Origin of the sequence: Poseidonibacter lekithochrous (assembly GCF_018861145.1) — a bacterium.
GTDB lineage: Bacteria > Campylobacterota > Campylobacteria > Campylobacterales > Arcobacteraceae > Poseidonibacter > Poseidonibacter lekithochrous_A.
Map to the genome: position 1 here is coordinate 135,828 of NZ_JAHKQT010000017.1, position 21,559 is coordinate 157,386.

Here is a 21,559-nt window from a genome sequence, read left to right on the forward strand (position 1 = left end):
AATTATAATAGAACAAATTAATCAAAATAGAGAATAAAATGTTAACAAAAATAAAAGATATAATAGAAGAAAAAGTACTAATAATAGATGGAGCTATGGGAACACAGCTTCAAATATCAGATATAAAAAAAGAAGAATGGATATATGAAGGTGAAGATTTAGAAGGTTGTAATGAACTTCTAAATTTAACAGCACCTCATATCTTACGAGGTATTCATGATGCTTATGCACAAGCAGGTGCAGACTTAATTACAACAAATACTTTTGGTTCAATGAATTGGGTTTTAGATGAATACGATATTTCTCAAACTTCTTATGAATTATCAAAATTAGGTGCGCAACTTGTAAAAGAATCTTGTGAGAAATATTCAACACTAGAAAAACCAAGATTTGTATTAGGTTCAGTAGGTCCTGGTACTAAACTTCCTTCATTGGGTCATATTAAATATGATGATATGTATGAAGGTTATAAAATCATGGCACAAGGCTTGGCTGATGGTGGAACAGATATCTTCTTACTTGAAACTTGTCAAGATCCCTTACAAATAAAAGCAGCTCTTCATGCACTAAATGATGCCGCTCCTCATATTCCAATTATGGTTTCTGTTACTATTGAGTTAACAGGAACAATGCTTATTGGAACGGATGCTCAAACAATTGCTGCAATTATGGCTCCATTTAATATTTTATCACTTGGATTTAATTGTGGAACTGGTCCTAAACAAGTTCATAAGCATGTTAAATCTTTGAGTGAAGTTTGTAAATTCCCAATTTCTGTTCATGCAAATGCAGGACTTCCTCAAAATAAAGGTGGTGTTTCTTACTACCCAATGGGTCCAACAGAGTTTACTAATTTACAAAAAGAGTTCTTAGATATTAATGGAGTTTCATTTTTAGGTGGATGTTGTGGAACTACACCTGAGCATATTAAGGAATTATCAGAAGGAATAAAAGATAAAAAGCCTTTAAAACCTTGTGGGTTTTTAAAAGCATCACTTGCATCACTTTTTAATACAGTTACTTTAAAACAAGAACCAGCTCCACTTTTAATAGGTGAGCGTTCAAATGCAACTGGTTCAAAAGCTTTTAGAGAATTACTTAAATCAAATGATTATGAAGGAACACTTTCTGTTGGACAACAGCAAGTTCGAGCTGGTGCACATATTATTGATGTATCTGTTGGATTTGCAGGTAGGGATGAAAGAGAAGATATGGATAAAGTTGTTGAGCTTTATTCTCAAAAAATATCACTTCCTTTAATGCCAGATTCAACACAAATTTATGCCCTTGAAGCAGCACTTAAACAAATAGGTGGAAGACCTATTATTAACTCTGTAAACCTAGAAGATGGAGAAGAAAAGTTTGATGCCGTTTGTGCTTTAGCTAAAAAGTTTGGTGCGGCTCTTGTTTGTCTTACAATTGATGAAGTTGGAATGGCAAAAACAAAAGAAGATAAAATACGAATTGCTGAGCGTATTTATGACTTATGTGTAAATCGACATGGCTTTGATCCTCATGATTTAGTATTTGATATGCTTACATTCACTATTGGTTCTGGTGATGATGAGTATAGAACAGCAGGTATTGAAACTCTAGAAGCTATTAGAGAGTTTCAAATACTTCATCCTGAAGTTGGAACTACTTTAGGACTTTCAAATATTTCTTTCGGTTTAGATATAAAAGCTAGAGCTTACTTAAACTCTATTTACTTAGATTATTGCGTAAAAGCTGGTTTAACATCTGCTATTGTTAATGTTAAACATATTTTACCACTTAATAAAATTTCTGAAGATGATAAAAAAGCTTGTGATGATTTAATTTTCAATAATCAAGAAGTAGGAGATCCTTTATTTGCCTTTATTGAGCATTTCTCCAATGTTGATGATATTGAAGAACAAAGTGATGAAGAGTATCAAAATCTTCCTGCTATTGAAAAAGTAAAGAAATTACTTTTAGATGGAGATAAAGATAGACTTCTTCCTTTAGTTGAAGAATTAAGACATGATATCAAGCCTGAAATTATTGTAAATGAATGGTTAATTGATGGTATGAAAATCATTGGTGAGTTATTTGGTTCAGGTCAAATGCAATTGCCATTTGTACTTCAAAGTGCTGAAACTATGAAAGCTACAGTTGATGCTTTAAATCCATATTTACCAAAAGAAGAAAAAGCTAGCGAAACTGTTATTGTAGTTGGAACTGTAAAAGGCGATGTTCATGATGTTGGTAAAAACTTAGTTGATATTATTTTAAGTAATAATGGCTTTAAAGTTATAAATATTGGAATCAAAGCTGATTTAAATAGCTTCTTAATTGCTGCAAAAGAGCACAAAGCGCAAGCTATTGGAATGAGTGGATTACTTGTAAAATCAACAGCAGTTATGAAAGAAAACTTAGAAGAATTACAAAAAATGGGAATAGATATTCCTGTACTTATTGGTGGAGCAGCACTTACTAAATCTTTTGTAAATGATTTTTGTAGACCAATATACGATGGACCAATTTTCTATTGTCGTGATGCCTTTGATGGTGTAGTTTCTATGCAAAGAATAGAAGAGGGTGATTTAGATAATACAGCTTTAGCTGCGGATTTAATTGAAATAGCAGATACAAGTGAAAAAGTAGAGAAAGAAGCAGTTGTTATTCCTCCTTATGAAGAAATTAAAATGCCAAAAGAGACTACTTTTACATTTCCTCCTTTATGGGAAAGAATTGGGAAAACTGGTGATGCATTAGATAAAGAGCTTATTTTTAAATGGATAAATCATAGAGTATTATTTAGACAAAGATGGGGATATAAAAGAGGTAAACAAAATAGAGACGCTTTCTTAAAATATGAAGAAGAGACAGTTGAGCCATTATATAGAAAACTAAAAGATGATTTATTAGATAAAGATATTTTTGATCCAATTGCAATTTATGCTTATTATCCTTGTATTTCGTATGACAATAAACTTTATATCTTTGATAAAAAGTATTTATTTAATTCTCTTGAAGAAGCAAAAAATGTACCACCTTTAGAAGAAGCTATAAAGGTTTTAGAATTCCCTAGACAAAAAAGAAAACCGTTTAGATGTATTCCTGATTTTTTTAGAAACGATAGATTAGATGTTATTGCTTTTACACTTGCAAGTGCAGGATTAAAAATATCTGATTATGAAAGAGGATTATATGATGAAGGTAAATTTACAGAATATTACCAAATTCACGGACTTGGTGTTGAATTAGCTGAAGCTTTAGCTGAGGTTTTACATAAGCAAGTTAGACTTGATTTAGATATTGTTCCTAAAGAAGGACATACTTTAAATGATGTACAAATGAAACAATATGTAGGTTGTAGATATTCTCCTGGTTATGCTGCTTGTCCAGACCTAGCTATGAATAGAGATATCTTTGATTTATTAAATCCTGAAGAGTTCGGAATAGAGTTATCTGAAACTTTCCAAATGCATCCTGAACAAACAACTTGTGCAATAGTTGTTCCTCATCATGAAGCAAATTATTATAATATTTAAAAGCTTTATTATTGAGTGATAAGGCAAAAGGTCTAGCGATTACATCGTTAGGCGTTTTGATAATGAGCTTAGAATCTCTTCTTATTAAATTTGCAAATATTGATGTCTTTACCTTTTCTTTTTATTTAGGTATCTTTATATTTATTTCAATGACTTCATCATTGATGATAAAACAAAAAGATGTATTTAAAAAAATTACTACAACTTCTTTTCCTATATTAATAATATGTGCAGTTTTAATGGGATCTTCAAATATATTTTTTATAAATGGAATTAAATATACTACAGTTGCAAATGTAGTTTTGATTTTTGGAACAGCTGCTTTATTTTCAGCTTTTTTCGCATTTTTAATTTATAAGGAAAAGATTACAAAAAATATATTAGTAGCATCTTTTTTTATGATTATTGGACTTTTTATAATTTTTAAAGATGAATTAGTAACAGGAACTATGACAGGTAATATTTATGCTCTTTTATCCGTGAATAGTTTTGCATTAGCATTTGTATTTTTAGTTAGGTATATAGAAATCAATCGTTTTGTTTTAATTGCAGCAGTAGGTCTTAGTATGACAGTAATTTCTCTTTTCTTAATAGAGTCTTTTTATATTGATTTAAATACTTTAATGATTATTGCTTTCATGGGATTAGTTATAACACCTCTTGCACGTGTTTTAACTTCAAGTGGAACTAAATTTATAAGTGCAAGTGAAATTGGTCTTTTGATGATAATTGAAACAATAATGGCACCCCTTTGGGTTTGGCTATTTCTAAATGAGATACCAAGTTCAAATACATTTATAGGTGGAAGTATTATTTTAATAACTTTAATATTAAACTCAATATATACCTTGAGAAAAAAAGAGTTGGCATAAAAAAGGATGTAAAGATAAGCTTGACATCCTTTTATTTCTAATTATTAAAAGATTAAGATAGAATTTCTTCAATCGTAATATAATCACCAACTCTACCAGTCATTTGCTCAGAATCAGTATTTACAGGAAGTGTTTTCTTTCCTGGTCTCCATCCTGCTGGACAAACTTCACCTGTAGTAGTTGCATGTTGCCAAGCTCTAACTTGTCTTAAGAACTCATCTACATTTCTTCCAACCATTGGAGCTTGAACTTCCTGAGCTACACAAATTCCTTCTGGATTAAATAGGAATCTTCCTCTTAATGCCATACCTTCTTCTTCAATTAAAACACCAAAATCTTCACTAACTGTAGTAGTAGAATCAGCACCAATTGTAAGTTTTAAACCAGCTAAAATTGGCTCAGTTTCTACGAATCTTTTGTGAGAGAATTTAGTATCAGTTGATACTGCTAAAATTTCAACACCTAATTCTTGGAACTCATCGTAGTGTGCATTCATAGCTGCAATTTCTGTTGGACAAACAAAAGTAAAATCTGCAGGGTAGAAACAAACCACTGCCCATTTACCCATGTAATCTTTATCAGAAACTGTTGTGTAGTGACCTGTTTTTGCATCATATGCATCCATTTTAAACTCTGGCATTAATTTTTGAACCATACTTGAACTCATTTTCTTATCCTTTTTTATATCTGTATTATTGTTATTTGTATCATTATCTGTAATTATTGTTTTTTGTTTTCTAGCTTTTACACTTGTATCACAAGCCATATTAAATCCTTTCTTACAAAGGATAATTATTTTCCTTTGATAAAAGAATTGTATATCATATAAAATTAAATTTTGCTTAAATATAATAAGAATATCTTATTTTATAATATAAGTTTATCTTATTAAAATAAATGATAATTTTAGATATTAATTATTCTGTAAAAGATTTGTAATATAATACTTATATTAATTATTAAGGAAATAGTATATGAATCAAATAGACTTCTATGAAGCTAAACTAGCTTATGAAACTGACTCTTGGGATGTTTTTGATGCACTAAATAAAGGTGATGATATTATTGTTATTGATGCACGATCTATAGAGGCTTATGAACTTGAGCATATTCCAAATGCAATAAATATTCCACATAAAAAAATGAATGAAGAAACAACAAAAAATCTTGATAAAGATAAACTATATGTAAGTTACTGTGATGGAATAGGGTGTAATGCCTCAACTAAAGGTGCTTTAAATATGTCAAAACTAGGTTTTAATACAAAAGAGTTGTTAGGTGGACTTGATTGGTGGAAAAGAGATGGTTATGAAACAAGTGGATTAAATGCAAGAAAAGGAACAAATATATCTTGTGGATGCAATTAAAGTAAAGTTTATGAATAAAACATTTACTAAAGTATTTACACATGAAAATCTTCCTTTTTTAGAACTAAGGTATTCAAATTCTAATGCACATTATAAAAAACATTTTCATGATACTTTTTCAATAGGTGTAAATAAAGAAGGAAGAAGTATTTATGAAAATAGTACTAAATCATATCCTTTAGATAAAAATATGTTGAGTATCATAAATCCTTTAGAGGTTCATTCTTGTAATTCTTGTACTGATATTCTAAATATTTATTATATGTTATACCTAGATGCTAAATGGTGTATGAACATTCAAAAGCTTATAAACTGTGAAGTAGAAGAGTTTGTAAAAATACCTGTACATATATTGGAAGATGAAAACTTTTATAAAGAATTCTTGCACTTATGTGAATTTATATCTAAGGATAATTCTATTTCAGAAAAAGAAGATGAATTGATAAAGTTTTTTTTGAAGTTTTTCTCTTTATATTTAGAAAATAAAGATTTAGAAGTTATAGATAAAAGATTTAAAGAAATAGTTATATATTTAGATGAAAACTATAAACAGAATATTTCTTTAGATGAATTATCAAATAAATTTGAATTAAATCCTTTTTATATAATAAGACTCTTCAAATCTCAAATGAATTTGACACCTCATTCATATATTTTAAACGTAAAAATAAATAAAGCAAAAGAGTATTTAAAAAGTGGTTATTCCATTGTTGATACAGCATTAGAATGTGGTTTTTTTGATCAAAGTCATTTTCATAAAAACTTTTTAAAAATAGTTGCAACTACTCCTAATGAATATAAAGTCAATTTTGTACAATAATTAACTTTATATTTGTCATATACTCTTTTAAATAAAAATGGAGCGTTTATGACACTAACTATACTTTTAACAATGATATCTTTTTCTTTTGCGATGTCAATATCTCCTGGACCTGTTAATATGATGATTATCACTTCTGGAATTAACAATGGTTTTTCAAAAACTTTTTCTTTTATAAGTGGTGCAACAATTGGTTTTACTTTTTTATTAATAGTTATATCATTAGGTCTTAAAACTTTTTTGGATGAATATCCACTTTTTTTAGAATACCTTGGGTATGTAGGTTCTTTTTTTATTATATATATGGGATACAAAATAGCTAGTTCAAAACCAAATATAGAACATGAAAACAGTATGAAAAAATTAAGGTTCTATGAAGGTTTTTTACTTCAATGGCTCAATCCAAAAGCGTGGGTAGCATCGATATCTGGTGTTGCAATGTTTTCTTTTAATGAGTATATCTTAGCTATTTTTATAAGTATCTATTTTATTGTTTGTTATTTAAGTCTTTCTTTTTGGGGTTTATTTGGAGAAAAAGCTACCAAATTCCTAAATACTAGTAAAAAGTTAAAAGTTTTTAATTTTATAATGGGGTATATTTTGATTATTTCTACATTAATACTAGTATATATAAGTATTTTTTATGAGTTTATATTATAATATAATAACAAATAAGTTTTAAAATCATGTAGGTGCTGAAGGATAGTTAATTGAATAATGATGAAACTAAATTCTTTGAGATTTTTCCTTGGGATAAGAATTTTGAAACGGGAATTAATCTTATAGATGATCAACATAAAAAGCTTGTCGATATTTTAAATCGACTAGCAGCACATTTAGCTAATTTATCTAGCGTAAATGAATTAGATAAAATTTTTGATGAATTAGCTGATTATGCAGACTACCATTTCAAATGTGAAGAAGGTATTTGGAGTAAGTATTTTAAAGAAGATGAATGGTTTAAAGAGCATGAAAAAACACATGGTTCTTTTATTCATGAAGTTATTGAATTAAAAAATAATAAAGAAAATAAACCTTTTGATGATGTTATATATGCTATTGTAATATTTTTATCAAAATGGCTTGCCTATCATATCTTAGATACTGATAAACGTATGGCTAAAACTGTATTAAAAGTTAAAGCTGGTGTACTACTAGATGACGCAAAAGATCAATCGAACCTTGATATGAGCGGATCAATGCAAACTCATATAGAAACTGTACTCAGTATGTATAGTAGTATTTCGACACGTACTTTAGATTTAATGAGAGAAAAAGCATTACGAATTAAAGCAGAGAAAGCTTTACATATAAGTGAAGAAAGATGGAAGTTTATACTTGATTCAGGCAGTGAAAATATTTGGGATTGGGATATTCAAAGTGATACTTTAGTCTCTTCAGAAAAAGATGTTTCAATTATTGATATTATTAATAATAGTCTATTGGAAGGGAAAAACGAGTCAACTATTCACCCTTCAGATAGGGAAAAAGTAAAAGCTGATTTTAAAGACCATCTTGATGGAATAACAGAATTTTATAGTAATAAACACCGTATATTAAAAAAAGATGGTTCTTGGTCATGGATTTTAAGTCGTGGAAAAGTTGTTAGTCGTGGTCCAAATGGTGAAGCATTACGTATAATTGGTACACATACTGATATAACCGAAAGAGAACTAGCTTCTTTAATATATAAAAACAGTTCTCAATCAATGTATGTATCAGATTCAAACAATAATATAATTAGTGTTAATCCTGCATTTACAACAGTAACAGGATATACACAAAATGATGTTTTAGGAAAAAATCCTAAAATACTTTCTTCTGGAAAACAAGATAAAAATTTCTATAAAAAAATGTGGAATTTTATTGAAAAAAATGGCTATTGGAATGGTGAACTTTTAGATAAGCGAAAAAATGGAGAAATATATAGTCAAGAGTTAAAAATAAATAGCGTGCTTAATGATAATGGCGTTATAGACCATTATGTTGCACTTTTTTCTGATATTACTGAAAAGAAAAAATCAGAAGAAATTATTATAAAGCAAGCAACTTTTGATTCTTTAACTCATTTAGAAAATCGTCGTATGTTTAAACTACGTTTAGAACAAGAAATAGATAGAAGCTCTAGATCTAAAATACCTTTTGCTGTATTATTTATTGATTTAGATCACTTTAAAGATGTAAATGACAGTTTAGGTCATGATGTAGGAGATCTTTTATTAATTGAGGCCTCTCAACGGATTAAAAATACACTTAGAGAATCAGATATTATTGCACGTTTTGGGGGAGATGAGTTTACTATTATTTTAACTGAAATAAATGAAACATTGGGAATTGATAATACAGCAGAAAAAATAATTACTGCGTTAACTGCTCCGTTTGTTTTAGGAAAAGATACGATTTATCTTTCTGCTAGTATTGGAATCACTTTATATCCAACTGATTCAAAAAAAGGACTAGAACTACTTCGTAATGCAGATCAAGCGATGTATGAAGCAAAAAAAATGGGTCGTAGTCGTTTTCATTATTTTACACCTTCTATGCAAGAAATGGCAAAAAAACGAAAAGAACTTTTAACAGATTTACATCAAGCTTTGGATTTGAAGCAATTTGAAATGTATTATCAACCAATTATTGATTTAAAGACCAATGATATATTTAAAGCAGAAGCTTTGATTAGATGGAATCATAGTTATGAGGGATTAATTTCTCCTGCAAATTTTATTCCTTTAGCTGAGCAATCAGGACTTATTGTAAATATAGGAGATTGGGTTTATAAAGAATGTATATCTCAAGTAAAAGAATGGATTAATAAATATAACAAAGACTTAAAAGTTAGTATAAATATGTCACCTATGCAATTTAAAAATATGGTAAGTCTTGATGATTGGATTGATTATTTAAAATTAAATGGTTTAAGTGGTGATAATATAGTAATTGAAATAACAGAAAGTTTATTGATGGAAAATGAACAGATTATTACTGATAAGCTATTACGATTTAGAGATGAGGGAATTGAAATATCACTCGATGATTTTGGAACGGGTTATTCTTCTCTTTCATATCTTAAAAAAATGGATATTGATTATTTAAAAATTGATAAATCTTTTATTGATAATTTAAAAGCAGACTCTTCAGAAATGGCACTTTGTGAAGCTATTGTGGTTATGGCTCATAAGTTAGATATTAAAGTTATTGCAGAAGGAATTGAAACTAAAGAGCAAAGAGATTTACTTTTTATGATGGATTGTGACTATGTTCAAGGTTATTATTTTTCAAAACCTATTCCTGCAGATGAGTTTGAAAAAGAGTTTTTAAAAAAGATGTAGAAATTGACATATAATTTATAGAATTTGATATTCACATCTTCAAATATTTATTCTATACTACATAAATTAAAAAAATATGAAGGAAAATTTATGAGTTTAGTATATGATTATTCAAACCCAACAGCAATTCACTTTGGAAAAGGTCAAATTGCTTCAATAGTAAAGCATTTAAATAAAGATAATAAAATATTAGTAGTTTATGGTGGTGGTTCAATTAAGAAAAATGGTGTATATGCTGAAGTTTCATCAGCACTTGATGGCTTTAATTGGATTGAGTTTTCAGGAATTGAAGCAAATCCATCTTATGAAACATTAAATAAAGCAGTTGCTTTAAGTAAAGCAGAAAATATTGATTATATTTTAGCAGTTGGTGGAGGTTCTGTTATTGATGGAGCTAAATATATAGCAGCAGCTTCTTTATATGAAAAAGATGGATGGGACTTTTTAGATGGAAGTGTAGCTGTAGAAAAAGCACTACCTTTAGGTGCAATTTTAACACTACCTGCAACTGGAAGTGAATCAAACGGTAATGCAGTTGTATCAAAAAAAGAAACAAATGAAAAAAGATTTTTTGCTTCACCTTTAGTTTATCCAGTGTTTGCAGTTTTAGACCCAAGTGTTATGAGTACATTATCAGATAGACAATTAGCAAATGGCTTAGTTGATGCTTTTGTTCATACATGTGAACAATATTTAACTTGTCCAAATACTTCACTTTTACATGATGGTTACTCTGAAACTATTTTAAGAGGATTATTCTCACTTGCTCAAACTTGGGATAATAGAAAGGATCCAATTTGGGAAGAAAACTTAATGCTTCTTGCAAATCAAGCTTTAAATGGATTTATAGGTTCAGGTGTCGCACAAGATTGGGCAACACATATGATTGGACATGAGTTAACAGCATTTTATGGAGTTGACCATGCACAAAGTTTAGCAGTTGTTCAGCCTCAATTATTAAGAGTTATGATTGAAGAAAAAAGTGAAAAATTAGCACAAATGGGTGAAAATGTTTTTGGTATTAAAAATGATAATGAAGCTGTTATTGTTGCAATTGAAAAAATGTATGAAAGTGTTGGAGTTACAACAAATTTAAATGATTATGAAAATGTAGATGATAAAGTTATTGAAACTATCATTCCATCATTAGAAGCTCATGGAATGACAGCAATTGGTGAAAATCAAAATATTACTCTTGAAATCTCAGAAAAAATTCTAAAAATGGCTATGAAATAGTTTTTTAAGAATCTATAAAATCTCAAAAGAAGCTTTTGCTTCTTTTGGTGGATATCCATAATAACTCTTAAAATCTTTAGAAAACTGTGAGCTACTTTCATATCCAGTAGCATATGCAGTTTCATTTACTTGTAAATTTTTTCTTGTTAATAAATCCATAGCTTTATGTAGTCTAATCTTTTTTATATATTGTAAAGGTGATAAAGAAGTCACTTTTTTAAAGTGTGTATGAAAAGATGATACACTCATATCTTCTTCTTTTGCTAATCTTGGAATATCAAGATGTTCATTATATTCATGATGAATGGTTCTTAATGATCTTATCATTTTAGCTTCTGCTTTATTTTCTAAAAACATCTTATGTAAGAAATGTGAATTCTCACCTATAGCAATTCTATAAAAGATTTCTTTTAAAATAGATTCACCTAAAATATCAGATTCTTCTTTTGATTGTAGTATTTTTAAAAGCCTATAAATTGAATCTTCTAAACTCTTTGTTACATTATCTTGGAAAACACCTATTTGAATATCTTCACATTTTTTTGATTCTTCTTTTGATATTGATGAGATAATCTCTTGCATAAGTTCTTTTTTTATATCAATTAAGATACAGATATAAGGCTCTTCTTTTGAAGCATAAGTTTCACACTCAAAAGGCATTGTAGTTGGAACTACTAAATAGTTTTTTGAGTCATATTCAAATCTATTGTTTGAAAGATAACCAATCTTTTTACCTTGTAATACAAACACTAAGCAAAAATCATAAGTAAGAGGAGTTCTAGGAAGAAAGGTTGTAGTTTTATAAAGGTTAATACCTTTAATATTTGTTCTAGTTAAAGAGTCTTCTTTTATTAGTTTATTTGCTTCTTCTAAGATTTTAGGGTTCATAATACTTCCAAGTTTATTTTTTAAAGATTATACTAAAAATGGAATTATAGTTGTTTGTTTTTACAAGTGATTACTTTTTATTCGTCTAATTTCTCTCATTTTAGTTCTAGCAACTTCTCTCATATCAATATTTGTATCTAGTTCATCAACTATTTCTACACCCAAAAGTGTTTCAACTGCATCTTCAAGTGTAACAACTCCTTTTGTTTGCTCATAGTTATCTACAACTAGGAACATATGTTCTTTTTTTATTAAGAAAAGATCTATTAGTTTAGAAATAGGTATATTTTCACTTACACTAAAAATAGGTTTGATAATTTCTTCTTTATTTTTTATATTATTTTGAATGTATTCATGAAAATATTCTTTTGAAATAACTACTCCAATAATGTCATCGATATTTTCACCATAAACAGGAACTCTTGAATACTCTTTAAATTTTTCTAAATTTAAAACTGTATGAGTTTTAAAACTATTGATTAGATTATCTTTTTGTACAGAAAAAAGTACACTTCTTGGAGTGAATATATCTCTTACTTTTATGTCATTTAATTGTAGAAGGTTTTCAATTACGTCACTTTCACTCTCTCTTAAAATTCCACTTTCTTCTGCTATATTTGCAGTTGCTATTATCTCTTCTTTTGTAATAGTTTCTTTGTTTTTTGGTGTAATATAGTTGGTGATTTTATTTAAAACTATAAGTAAAGGGTATGTTATAAAGATTAAAACTTTTATAGTTCTAGTTGAGAATCCTGATAAACTTTTCCAATAATAAGCACCTAAAGTTTTAGGGATAATTTCAGAAAAAACTAAAATTAATAGTGTAAGAACAGCAGAAATATAAAACATATAATCCTCGCCAAAAATCTTTGCAGCTTCATGTCCAACTCCAGCTGCTCCTAGTGTATGTGCAAAAGTATTAAGTGTTAAAATTGCAGCGATTGAGAAATCTATATTTTTCTTTTGTTTTTGCATTTCAGAACCAAGTTTGTTGTTCTCTTGTTTGATAAGCTTAATGTGAGAGGCACTGATTGATAGTAATACAGCTTCTAAAATTGAACATAAAAATGAGACGCCAACGGCCATTAAAAAGTAAATAAGTATTAACATTAAATATCCTCTAAATATTTTTATACAAAATTATTATGAAAGCATACCAAAGGATTGATAAATCAAGAGTGAAAGAAGCTATGATTTGAGTAATTTTTGTTATTATTTATAATAAACAATATTTTAAATGTAAACTTTATACTTTTAATTAACACATTATTATATTTAATTAGATAAAATGAAAACAATTAATTTATAGGAATATAAATGCAAAAAGAAAAAACATTTAAAAACAAAGTCTTAGATTATATATATATTGTATCTAAGCAACCAATATTGTTAAGAGATTTACTTATAGCAAATAGGCAGTATAAAGAAGGTATGCATGTTGATCCTGCAAAACTTGGTTTTAGAATAAGACTTACTCGTGCCTATTTAGTTTATATGGGAATTGTTTTAGGGGTTTTAATTCCTATTTCTGGTCTTACTCATAAGCCTTTAGCGCACTTAGATTCTCATATTTCTATAATAGGTGCAGTTGTTATTACTGCAATTATTTTTATAGGATTTAATTTTTTTAGAGCAAAGATGCGAGATTTTATAACTATAGAACTTATAAAAAAGTCTTGGAAGTTACATTTTCCTTTCTTTTCTTACGATGAGTATTCTGAAAAAATAGAAGAGATTTTTGAAAAATCCTTAAAAGAAGAGATTTCAAAAAGAGATTTAGAAAAATACATTTTAGATAATCTTACAGAATAGTTTCTGTAAGATTATTTTTCACAAGTACTTTTACACTCATTTAAAGTGTTAAAGGGAATATTTCCTTGACATCCACCCCAAACAAAACTTTTACATTTTTTATCATTTGCATCAAAATAGTATTTTTTGAAGTATGCTTTACACATTCCTCCATTAGGTTTTTCAAAACATTTCTTTGGAAGAGGAACTTCTTTTGTACTTGCACATGATGTAAATACTAAGGCAAGTAATATAAGTGAAAGTTTAGTAATCATTTTCGTCCTTTTTTATCGTAAATTTTATTTTCTTAAATCTAAGTCTAAATGTATTTCAATAAAAGTTAGTAGAGATTCTACAAAAGCTTTTGCACATTTTTCTCTATTTTCATTTGTATCTCTTACATCTGTATATGGGAATTCTATTTGAATTCCACTTATATTTCCACCATTTAATGAACCATGAGTGATTGTATTATAAGCACCTTCAAAATAGTTATCATCACTTGCATAGGGTAATTTAACAGAAGGAACTGAATCATAACCTTGATTACACATCAAACTTCCCATAGAATGAGGACCTCTTAACTGATCTATAAAACACTCTTTTGTAAACTTTGATAAAGCAGAAATACTTGAATTTTCAATATTCTCTTTTTCTTTTAAAGAACCATTATGCTGTTTGATAATTGAATTATCAAGTAAGTATCCAAACTCTAAATATCCACTAGGATGTGATTGGCCATGAATATCAATATATAAACCTTTTGAAAATTCATCTTCTATTTCTTTTTTTGCAGTTTTAATAAAATCATGAAATTGATTATAAGGAATAGCTGCTTCTTCATCTTCATAAGCTTCTTCTTTTGCTCTATTTATATCTACTTTAACTCTTGAGATATCTGCAATTATTGCATAAGGAGTAAGGTTTGTTTGTTTATAAAATTCTTCTATAATTAGTTCTGTAAGTTCATAAGTGTAATCATCTTTATCAAATACACCTTTTGTTCTAGTTTTTATTTCTTTTGGTTCTTCTTCTCCACCATGAGGGGCACTTAAAATAATAGGTGCATTTCCTTGGTAATATTTTATATAATTTTTTGTAATTGCTTTAGTCATAAATTGCTCTTGCGTCCTTGTTTCTTTCTCTTTTTAAATCCATATCGATATATTTACCTAATACGTCTTTTTTTGTTTTTGTGGCAAGTGTAATTTTTCTTTTCACAGGTCTATATTCATATATAAAAAAACCAGCTTCATTCATTGATAATCTAATTGGAGTTGCTATTGAGTATGAACTCATCACGCAATCCTCTTTACATAGCTTATAAATATCATCAAAGTACTCTTTTGTCCAAAGCTCTTTATTAACCTCAGAAGAAAAAGCATCTTGGTATATAATCTCAAATGAATCTTTTTTAAGTGTTTTTATATACTCTCTTGCATCACCTATATTTACTTCAATTTTTATCTTGTCATCTTCATATTTTAGGTTTTTTGCTACTTGTTTTATTATGTGCTTTATCTCTTCAAATTCTTTTGGAAACTCAAAATTTTCTAAGGATTTTACTAAGTTTCCGTCTAACTCTGGAGAGAAAATAGATACTTTTATATCTAAGTTATGTTTTATAATATAATTTAGTGTAGTAAAAGTGTTATATCCTATTCCAAAGCAAATATCTAAGATATTTAGTTCTTTTTTATTCTTATGAAATTCAAATGTAGGAAGTATATGTTTTGATAATGATTCGTTTATAGCTCCATCATCCGGATTGTGATAGTGTTGATTGTATTTTGAAGAAAAAAGTGTGTTTGAACCATCTTTGGTAGAAACAACACTGTTGATATTATCTTGCAATATAAAAAAGACGACCTTAAAGGCCGTTGTCCCAATGGTGCATTTTTTTTGCAGTGAAAATATATGTATCATCAAAAAGTTCAATACAATTTGCAGCTTGAAAACCAATATTTTCTAATAGTTCTAAAAGCTCGTATTTATTGTCATTTTCAATTTTTTCTAAGATTATTATATTTCCAGAATTCTCTATTGCTTTATACATTAGTTTTAATATCTGTTCTTGATTAGGGCAAGATGTTAGGATGTTTCCTAATACGATATATTCGTATTCTCTAGCAGTTGCACGAAGTTTTGCACTTGATTCATCTACAAAAGGAATATATTTAATATTCCCTTCATTCTTTTCTCTTACTTCTTCAAGTGCAGTATCAACTAAACCTAAAGAGTTGTCTATATGTAAAATTGCAATATTTATATAATCTGCAAATAACTCTTTAAATAAAGATAGTTTTTGTTCCATAAAGTTTTAGTTTCCTAAAGAAGCTAACTTTTCATCAGAAAGAAATAAATCTTCATTTGACATAACACCAATATCACTATCTAAAATATCTTGAGCAATCTCTTTTGCTTCAGAAAGTGAATGCATTTCACATGTTCCACATTGGAAGATGTTTAATTCAGGAATATCATCTTGTTTTTCAACATTAATAACATCTTGCATTGCAGCTCTCCATGCAGCTCCTACTGTTTTCTCATCAGGATTTCCTAATAAACTCATGTAAAAACCAGTTCTACAACCCATTGGAGAAACATCAATGATTTCTACAGTATCACTATTTAAATGATTTCTAATAAATCCTGCAAATAAGTGCTCTAAAGTATGAATACCTTTTTCACTTAACATTTTTTCATTTGGTACACAAAATCTTAAATCAAAAACTGTGATAATATCTCCAGATGGTGATTTCATAGTTTTTGCAACTCTAACTGCAGGTGCTGGCATAATTGTATGGTCTACTCTAAAACTGTCTAATAATGGCATAATAATTCCTTTTAATTTTTGTAATATAATTTATTCATATATAGTTTTTCTTAAGTTGCGATTATAGCTAAAGAATAGTAAATTGGTTATTAGTGGTTTTTTTGTATAGATGATATGGATTATTGAAGATAAAATCAAAATAAATCAAAAGCAGAAGTAAATAACTTTTTAACTATTATATAAATAATAAAAAAGATGATAAAGAGTAAATATGGAATTAGTTTATTTATGGGTTGAGGATTATAAGAATATAAAGAAGCAAGGGTTTAATTTTTCGCCTAGGTTTGAATGTGAGTTCTTCCCTATATACGAAGAAGATGAGTATGTAGGAATAAAAATAAGTGATAAAAGTCAGTTGTTGGTAAAAGAAAATAATCATATTAATATTTTTGAGGATAATATTAATATCACTGCAATTGTTGGAGAAAATGGCAGTGGAAAAAGTAGCATTCTTGAATATTTGTTAAGTAATAAAACAAACAGTAATATAAAACTATCTCAAGATTTTGATGATGGACTTTATAATATATTATGGGTTTATGATAATAAATTAAAAAAGATTGTTAAGCTGAATTATCAAAATTTAGTGGATACTGAAATTATTCTACATAATGAGGATATAGATTCAGTATTACACAATAACAGTTATAACACAAATAAATATTTAGAAAAGAGTTTTGGTACTGAGAATAGGAGTGATATTAATAATATTATTATTAGTTATTTTTCACATGCTGAGAATTTGCAATACCTAACAGATTTAAACTTTTTACCTACTCATATTGAATTAAACTTACTTAGTTCTCTCAATGAATTTAAGAATCTATATGGATTAGAAATTAGAATTGATAATTATTTTGACTCTCATGATATAATTAAAATACATGAACAAGAAATTGAAAGATTTAATAACTTTATAAAGAAAGAGTTAGATAGTCAGATATATAATTTTAATGAAAAAGGAAATATAAAGTACTATCTTTATATTAGAGAATTTATTCATAAATTATCAAGAGATGATTTTAGTTCAATAAATATATTTAAAGAAATAGTTATAAATAATTATACTGAAAGAAATTTTATAAATAAGATAGAAAATAAATTGTTTAAAAATGAAAATGAATTAGTATTTATTTCAATTATTGAGCAATTTAATAAAATAAATAAAAAGAAAGAAGATGATAAATTTATTATTGATTTAACTGAAAATGATTTAGTGGTATTGCTCAAAAATAGTAATAGAAATTTCTTTAGAATTAAATTCTTCCAAGAAATTAATAATAACAATAGGATATATTTTTCTGATTTAAGTTCAGGAGAACAAAAAATTATAGTATTATTTTCTAAATTATATTATCTTGTTTCTCGAACAAAAAAGAAAGAAATATTAATCCTTTTGGATGAACCAGATAATTATTTACATCCAAATTGGCAAAGAAAATTTATCAATAATTTTTTGTCATTTATACAAAATACAGAGCTTTTTAATGATAGGATATTTAATATTATTATAACATCACACTCTCCTTTTATTCTTTCTGACCTATTAAAAGAACATGCCCTTTTCCTAAAAGATGGAAAACAGAAAAAAATAAATTTAAATCCTTTCGGAGCAAATATTCATACTTTACTTTCTCATGGTTTTTTTATGAAAGATGGACTTATGGGTGAGTTTGCAAAAGATAAGATTGATACAGCTATTAAATACCTAAATCAAACTAAATTAAGTGATGATGAAATTTCTTATTGTGAAAATATTATTTCAATTATTGGAGAGCCAATAATTAAAAGGCAACTTCAAAAAATGCTTGATAGCAAACGTCTTAAAAAAGTAGATAAAATTGATGATATTGAAAAACAAATTTTAAAATTATCACAAGAACTTAAGAGTTTAAAAAATGATTAAAATTAATATTGAAGATTTGGAAGGAGCTTTAAATAATCATGTTGAGAATGTACAAGATTATATAAATTATGATGCTTTGGAAAATAGAGAAAGAATTTATATTGAGAAAAATATTGAATATATTTTAAAAGCTAAACCTGATGAGTTTGAAGATGTCATTATGAAAGCAAGACAGAATAATATAGATAATAATAGACTGAAAAAAGCATTTGTTGGAGGATCAAAATATGGAGGAAGTATTGGTTATTCAAAATTCTCATCAAAAGGAACAAGTACATACAACGCTTATGACTTAGCCCAAAAGTTAAAAGTAAATATTTGTCCATATTGTAATCGAAATTATACCTTTACAATAAAAGAAAAAAACAGTAAATCAACAAGACCTGATTTTGACCATTTCTATGATAAAGGTACTTATCCAATATTAGCTTTGTCTTTTTATAATTTAATACCTTCTTGTATATTATGTAATTCAAGATTAAAAGGTAGAGCAAAGTTTTCTATTAATACGCATCTTCATCCTTATAAAGATAGTTTTAATGATTATGCAAAATTTAAATTAAAAGTTCTAGATAGTAAGTTTTATTATGATGAAAAAAGTTTTGAAATAAAACTTGAAACAAAAAATAATAAAGCAAAAAAGATTAAAGAAGATTTTGCATTAGAAACTTTATATCAAGAACATAAAGATATAGTTTTAGAACTAATCCAAAAAAGAGAAGTTTATCCTGATTCTTATATTGATGATTTATTTCAACAGTATGAAGGAACTTTATTTAAAAATAGAGAAGATGTCTTGAGACATATAACAGGTGGATATATAGAAGACAAAGATATAGATAAACGCCCACTCTCAAAACTCATAAAAGATATAAGCGAAGAACTGGACTTAATCTAAAAACTAATTCAAATATCCATAATTTGTAAGCAGTGTTTTTAGATATTTTGTTGCTTTAGTCTTTTGATAATAAACAAAGCCAATAATAGGAAGGATTCCTAAGCCATAGGTAAACAATATAGACAAGATTATAAGAAGCGTGATAAATAGTGTATATGAATTATCAAGTTCAGCGTCTATTACTAATGTGTTAGAATCAAACTTAGCACTTAGATTATATTTTAAAAATGTATCTATTGGATTCTTTTTAATGTTTAGTTCATCATTTTTTATAGTGTAGTCATATTTTTCATCTTTAGATAATTGTTTATAAAAAAACTCATATAAGTCATTTTTATCTTTTTCTAGTTTTAACTCTTTAATAACTTGAACATCAAACATTCCCATAATAAGCCTTGATTTTATTTTGAGTATAACAAAAAATCAAAGCTAAACTATTTCCTAGGTGTTTATAATTTAAACAACTGTATATAAAATTATAATTAAAGTCCAAATGTAACTAAAAGCTCAGAATCTTCTATCTTTACCTCTTTTACAAAAGAGCCTTTAAAAGAATCTTTTTCTATTGTATATATTGGGATTTGCTTGAAAATACTATCTAGAATTGGTTTGATATTTGAAGTTAATGAATTTAAAATATTTTTATCTATTTTTGCATCTGTAAAATCTATATCTTCAATTGTAACGTCATTTAAATAAATTGATGAGTTTTCTTTTTTAAAGTAGGGTACTCCAGATATTTCAAACTTTCCAGCACTTTTATTTATAAATATAGTAGATAAATTTATATCTAATTTTGCACTTATTCTATTTTCTCCATCTTTAATAAAAATATTTGGCTGATTGATTTCAACATTTGCTAATAAAAAATCTTCTTGTATTGGAAACTTACTTGATGGCGTGTTTAACTGCTCATCACTTACATTCATAGTTAAACCATTTAATCCTACATCTCTTACACATCCTGTAAATAGTGTAATCATTAGAACAATTAAAAGTGTATTTAGTTTTTTGTTGATAGTCATTTGTTTTCCTTAGTTTTTAATTTTTTTAGCAAAGATTGGCGCTAGATTCATAACTATAAAAAGCCTCATTATATGATGAATCGTAATATATGGAATATTTGCAGCTACTAAAATAGCGATTAGATTTATCTCAGCTTGTCCTCCTGGGGAGAAAGCTAGAAGTATTGAAACAATTGGAAAATCAAATAAATAATATGCAAGAGTAATAAAAGATATTGAAATCAAAGCAAGAATGATAAAGTGCCCAAAAGTTGCAATTAAAGTTTGTAGAATTGTTTTATAATTAACTCCTTTAAAAGTAAAGCCAATAATAGTCCCAAAGATAACTTGGACAAATTTTATAAGTTCATCAGGTATTTTTGTATGTATTAAACCATTTGAATGAATCATAATACTTAAAATCATAGGACCTATTAAGTATGCAGCTGAGATATTTAATCTCTTTGCTATATATGCTCCTATTGCTCCTACAAAGAAAAGAATAAAAAGTTCTTTTAGATTTGTATCTATTAGTGGTACTGTTATTATTTGGTTACCACTAATATTAATATGAAAGATATATTGAATTACAAAAGGAAGAGTTATGACTATAAAAAATAGTCTTGAAGATTGAACAAGAGTTATTTTAGAGATATCAGCTTTTATCTGCTCTCCTATTATCACCATCTCAATAACACCACCTGGCATTGAAGATAAAAAAGCAGTTTTCTTATCAAAATCTAAAAACTTATAATAGTAATACATTCCACAAATTATTGTAATAACTGTATACGGAATAATAAGAAGTATAGAAAAGAAGTAAACACTTAAATACTCTAAAACTTCAGGAGTAAAGGCACTTCCAATTACAAGTCCTATGATTATTCGTGCAGGAGTTGAAAATATATGATTTGGTTTTTTTATATAGTTGTTTTCAAATTGTATTAAAATAGAGGTAATAAAGATTGAACCTAAAAGCCAAGGCAAGGGAAGGTTTAAATAGATAAATATTATTGAGCCTATAGTTCCACATAGAAGTGCAAGTATTATTTTAAAGTAGGGTGAAATTGTTTTCATAAAGCTCATTAGACTAGAAG

21 protein-coding genes are annotated in these 21,559 nt (G+C 27.3%); 10 read left to right on the forward strand and 11 right to left on the reverse strand.

Annotated elements, in window-relative coordinates; translation table 11 throughout:
- Positions 1–38: 38 nt before the first annotated feature.
- Positions 39–3,515 (forward strand): methionine synthase, encoded by a 3,477-nt coding sequence (metH, locus tag KO488_RS06540; RefSeq protein ID WP_216057993.1) that lies wholly within the window; start codon positions 39–41, stop codon positions 3,513–3,515.
- Between the two features lie 11 nt (positions 3,516–3,526).
- Positions 3,527–4,387: a DMT family transporter gene (locus KO488_RS06545; RefSeq protein ID WP_228319052.1), complete on the forward strand. Its 861-nt coding sequence runs from the start codon at positions 3,527–3,529 to the stop codon at positions 4,385–4,387.
- Positions 4,388–4,439: 52 nt separating this feature from the next.
- Here KO488_RS06545 and KO488_RS06550 read toward each other — a convergent pair whose 3' ends face one another.
- On the reverse strand, positions 4,440–5,054 hold the full coding sequence (locus KO488_RS06550) for a peroxiredoxin (protein ID WP_216058207.1): 615 nt from the start codon (positions 5,052–5,054) through the stop codon (positions 4,440–4,442).
- 307 nt (positions 5,055–5,361) lie between these two features.
- Between KO488_RS06550 and KO488_RS06555 the strand changes: the two genes are divergently transcribed.
- From KO488_RS06555 to KO488_RS06575, 5 genes are all read left to right on the forward strand, one after another.
- A complete protein-coding gene (locus tag KO488_RS06555; RefSeq protein ID WP_216057995.1) occupies positions 5,362–5,754 on the forward strand; it encodes a rhodanese-like domain-containing protein in 393 nt (130 codons plus the stop codon).
- The gene (locus KO488_RS06560; RefSeq protein WP_303572028.1) at positions 5,741–6,574 is read left to right on the forward strand and encodes an AraC family transcriptional regulator; all 834 of its coding nucleotides are present in this window, start codon (positions 5,741–5,743) and stop codon (positions 6,572–6,574) included. The genes KO488_RS06555 and KO488_RS06560 overlap by 14 nt, the downstream gene beginning before the upstream one ends.
- Positions 6,575–6,622: 48 nt before the next feature.
- Positions 6,623–7,234, forward strand: coding sequence for a LysE family translocator (locus KO488_RS06565; RefSeq protein ID WP_216057996.1), 612 nt, complete (start codon positions 6,623–6,625; stop codon positions 7,232–7,234).
- 50 nt (positions 7,235–7,284) lie between these two features.
- On the forward strand, positions 7,285–9,903 hold the full coding sequence (locus KO488_RS06570; protein WP_216057997.1) for a bacteriohemerythrin: 2,619 nt from the start codon (positions 7,285–7,287) through the stop codon (positions 9,901–9,903).
- Between the two features lie 90 nt (positions 9,904–9,993).
- A complete protein-coding gene (locus KO488_RS06575) occupies positions 9,994–11,139 on the forward strand; it encodes an iron-containing alcohol dehydrogenase (protein ID WP_216057998.1) in 1,146 nt (381 codons plus the stop codon).
- A 12-nt stretch (positions 11,140–11,151) separates the two neighbouring features.
- Here the strand turns inward: KO488_RS06575 and KO488_RS06580 are convergent, their stop codons facing one another.
- Together KO488_RS06580 and KO488_RS06585 are read right to left on the reverse strand one after the other, a co-directional pair.
- Complete coding sequence (locus KO488_RS06580) at positions 11,152–12,027, reverse strand: AraC family transcriptional regulator (protein WP_216057999.1); 876 nt, start codon at positions 12,025–12,027, stop codon at positions 11,152–11,154.
- Positions 12,028–12,087: 60 nt separating this feature from the next.
- Positions 12,088–13,137, reverse strand: a complete 1,050-nt coding sequence (locus KO488_RS06585) for a CNNM domain-containing protein (protein ID WP_216058000.1) — start codon at positions 13,135–13,137, stop codon at positions 12,088–12,090.
- A gap of 207 nt (positions 13,138–13,344) precedes the next feature.
- Here KO488_RS06585 and KO488_RS06590 point away from each other — a divergent pair, with 207 nt between their 5' ends.
- A complete protein-coding gene (locus KO488_RS06590; protein WP_216058001.1) occupies positions 13,345–13,839 on the forward strand; it encodes a hypothetical protein in 495 nt (164 codons plus the stop codon).
- 11 nt (positions 13,840–13,850) lie between these two features.
- Here KO488_RS06590 and KO488_RS06595 read toward each other — a convergent pair whose 3' ends face one another.
- Genes KO488_RS06595 through luxS form a run of 5 tightly spaced genes read right to left on the reverse strand, consistent with a single transcriptional unit; the run spans position 13,851 to position 16,654 of the window.
- Entirely contained in the window at positions 13,851–14,093 is a 243-nt protein-coding gene (locus tag KO488_RS06595; protein ID WP_216058002.1) for a BPTI/Kunitz domain-containing protein, read from the reverse strand.
- Between the two features lie 24 nt (positions 14,094–14,117).
- Complete coding sequence (locus KO488_RS06600) at positions 14,118–14,933, reverse strand: hypothetical protein (RefSeq protein WP_216058003.1); 816 nt, start codon at positions 14,931–14,933, stop codon at positions 14,118–14,120.
- Positions 14,926–15,672: a tRNA (5-methylaminomethyl-2-thiouridine)(34)-methyltransferase MnmD gene (locus KO488_RS06605; RefSeq protein WP_216058004.1), complete on the reverse strand. Its 747-nt coding sequence runs from the start codon at positions 15,670–15,672 to the stop codon at positions 14,926–14,928. Before KO488_RS06605 ends, KO488_RS06600 begins: the two co-directional genes overlap by 8 nt.
- 16 nt (positions 15,673–15,688) lie before the next feature.
- Entirely contained in the window at positions 15,689–16,132 is a 444-nt protein-coding gene (locus KO488_RS06610; protein WP_216058005.1) for a hypothetical protein, read from the reverse strand.
- A gap of 6 nt (positions 16,133–16,138) precedes the next feature.
- Positions 16,139–16,654 (reverse strand): S-ribosylhomocysteine lyase, encoded by a 516-nt coding sequence (luxS, locus tag KO488_RS06615; protein WP_216058006.1) that lies wholly within the window; start codon positions 16,652–16,654, stop codon positions 16,139–16,141.
- A 211-nt stretch (positions 16,655–16,865) separates the two neighbouring features.
- Here luxS and KO488_RS06620 point away from each other — a divergent pair, with 211 nt between their 5' ends.
- Both KO488_RS06620 and KO488_RS06625 read left to right on the forward strand, forming a co-directional pair.
- On the forward strand, positions 16,866–18,560 hold the full coding sequence (locus KO488_RS06620) for an AAA family ATPase (RefSeq protein ID WP_216058007.1): 1,695 nt from the start codon (positions 16,866–16,868) through the stop codon (positions 18,558–18,560).
- Positions 18,553–19,458: a hypothetical protein gene (locus KO488_RS06625; protein ID WP_216058008.1), complete on the forward strand. Its 906-nt coding sequence runs from the start codon at positions 18,553–18,555 to the stop codon at positions 19,456–19,458. Before KO488_RS06620 ends, KO488_RS06625 begins: the two co-directional genes overlap by 8 nt.
- Positions 19,459–19,461: 3 nt before the next feature.
- On the opposite strand, the gene KO488_RS06630 is transcribed toward KO488_RS06625, so the two are convergent.
- The 3 genes from KO488_RS06630 to KO488_RS06640 all read right to left on the reverse strand — a co-directional run bounded on the left by KO488_RS06630 (position 19,462) and on the right by KO488_RS06640 (position 21,539).
- Positions 19,462–19,845 (reverse strand): hypothetical protein, encoded by a 384-nt coding sequence (locus KO488_RS06630; RefSeq protein WP_216058009.1) that lies wholly within the window; start codon positions 19,843–19,845, stop codon positions 19,462–19,464.
- A 95-nt stretch (positions 19,846–19,940) separates the two neighbouring features.
- Positions 19,941–20,483, reverse strand: a complete 543-nt coding sequence (locus KO488_RS06635; RefSeq protein WP_216058010.1) for a DUF1439 domain-containing protein — start codon at positions 20,481–20,483, stop codon at positions 19,941–19,943.
- 9 nt (positions 20,484–20,492) lie between these two features.
- Entirely contained in the window at positions 20,493–21,539 is a 1,047-nt protein-coding gene (locus KO488_RS06640; protein WP_216058011.1) for an AbrB family transcriptional regulator, read from the reverse strand.
- Between the last annotated feature and the right edge of the window lie 20 nt (positions 21,540–21,559).

What these genes read in the sequence shown, in the direction of transcription:
- metH (WP_216057993.1), top strand. Translation starts at nt 39, where the DNA reads ATGTTAACAAAAATAAAAGATATAATAGAAGAAAAAGTACTAATAATA.
- KO488_RS06590 (WP_216058001.1), top strand. Translation starts at nt 13,345, where the DNA reads ATGCAAAAAGAAAAAACATTTAAAAACAAAGTCTTAGATTATATATAT.
- KO488_RS06640 (WP_216058011.1), bottom strand. Translation starts at nt 21,539, where the DNA reads ATGAAAACAATTTCACCCTACTTTAAAATAATACTTGCACTTCTATGT.
- luxS (WP_216058006.1), bottom strand. Translation starts at nt 16,654, where the DNA reads ATGCCATTATTAGACAGTTTTAGAGTAGACCATACAATTATGCCAGCA.
- KO488_RS06595 (WP_216058002.1), bottom strand. Translation starts at nt 14,093, where the DNA reads ATGATTACTAAACTTTCACTTATATTACTTGCCTTAGTATTTACATCA.
- KO488_RS06600 (WP_216058003.1), bottom strand. Translation starts at nt 14,933, where the DNA reads ATGACTAAAGCAATTACAAAAAATTATATAAAATATTACCAAGGAAAT.
- KO488_RS06635 (WP_216058010.1), bottom strand. Translation starts at nt 20,483, where the DNA reads ATGACTATCAACAAAAAACTAAATACACTTTTAATTGTTCTAATGATT.
- KO488_RS06580 (WP_216057999.1), bottom strand. Translation starts at nt 12,027, where the DNA reads ATGAACCCTAAAATCTTAGAAGAAGCAAATAAACTAATAAAAGAAGAC.
- KO488_RS06555 (WP_216057995.1), top strand. Translation starts at nt 5,362, where the DNA reads ATGAATCAAATAGACTTCTATGAAGCTAAACTAGCTTATGAAACTGAC.
- KO488_RS06585 (WP_216058000.1), bottom strand. Translation starts at nt 13,137, where the DNA reads ATGTTAATACTTATTTACTTTTTAATGGCCGTTGGCGTCTCATTTTTA.
- KO488_RS06610 (WP_216058005.1), bottom strand. Translation starts at nt 16,132, where the DNA reads ATGGAACAAAAACTATCTTTATTTAAAGAGTTATTTGCAGATTATATA.
- KO488_RS06630 (WP_216058009.1), bottom strand. Translation starts at nt 19,845, where the DNA reads ATGGGAATGTTTGATGTTCAAGTTATTAAAGAGTTAAAACTAGAAAAA.
- KO488_RS06550 (WP_216058207.1), bottom strand. Translation starts at nt 5,054, where the DNA reads ATGAGTTCAAGTATGGTTCAAAAATTAATGCCAGAGTTTAAAATGGAT.
- KO488_RS06625 (WP_216058008.1), top strand. Translation starts at nt 18,553, where the DNA reads ATGATTAAAATTAATATTGAAGATTTGGAAGGAGCTTTAAATAATCAT.
- KO488_RS06575 (WP_216057998.1), top strand. Translation starts at nt 9,994, where the DNA reads ATGAGTTTAGTATATGATTATTCAAACCCAACAGCAATTCACTTTGGA.
- KO488_RS06565 (WP_216057996.1), top strand. Translation starts at nt 6,623, where the DNA reads ATGACACTAACTATACTTTTAACAATGATATCTTTTTCTTTTGCGATG.
- KO488_RS06620 (WP_216058007.1), top strand. Translation starts at nt 16,866, where the DNA reads ATGGAATTAGTTTATTTATGGGTTGAGGATTATAAGAATATAAAGAAG.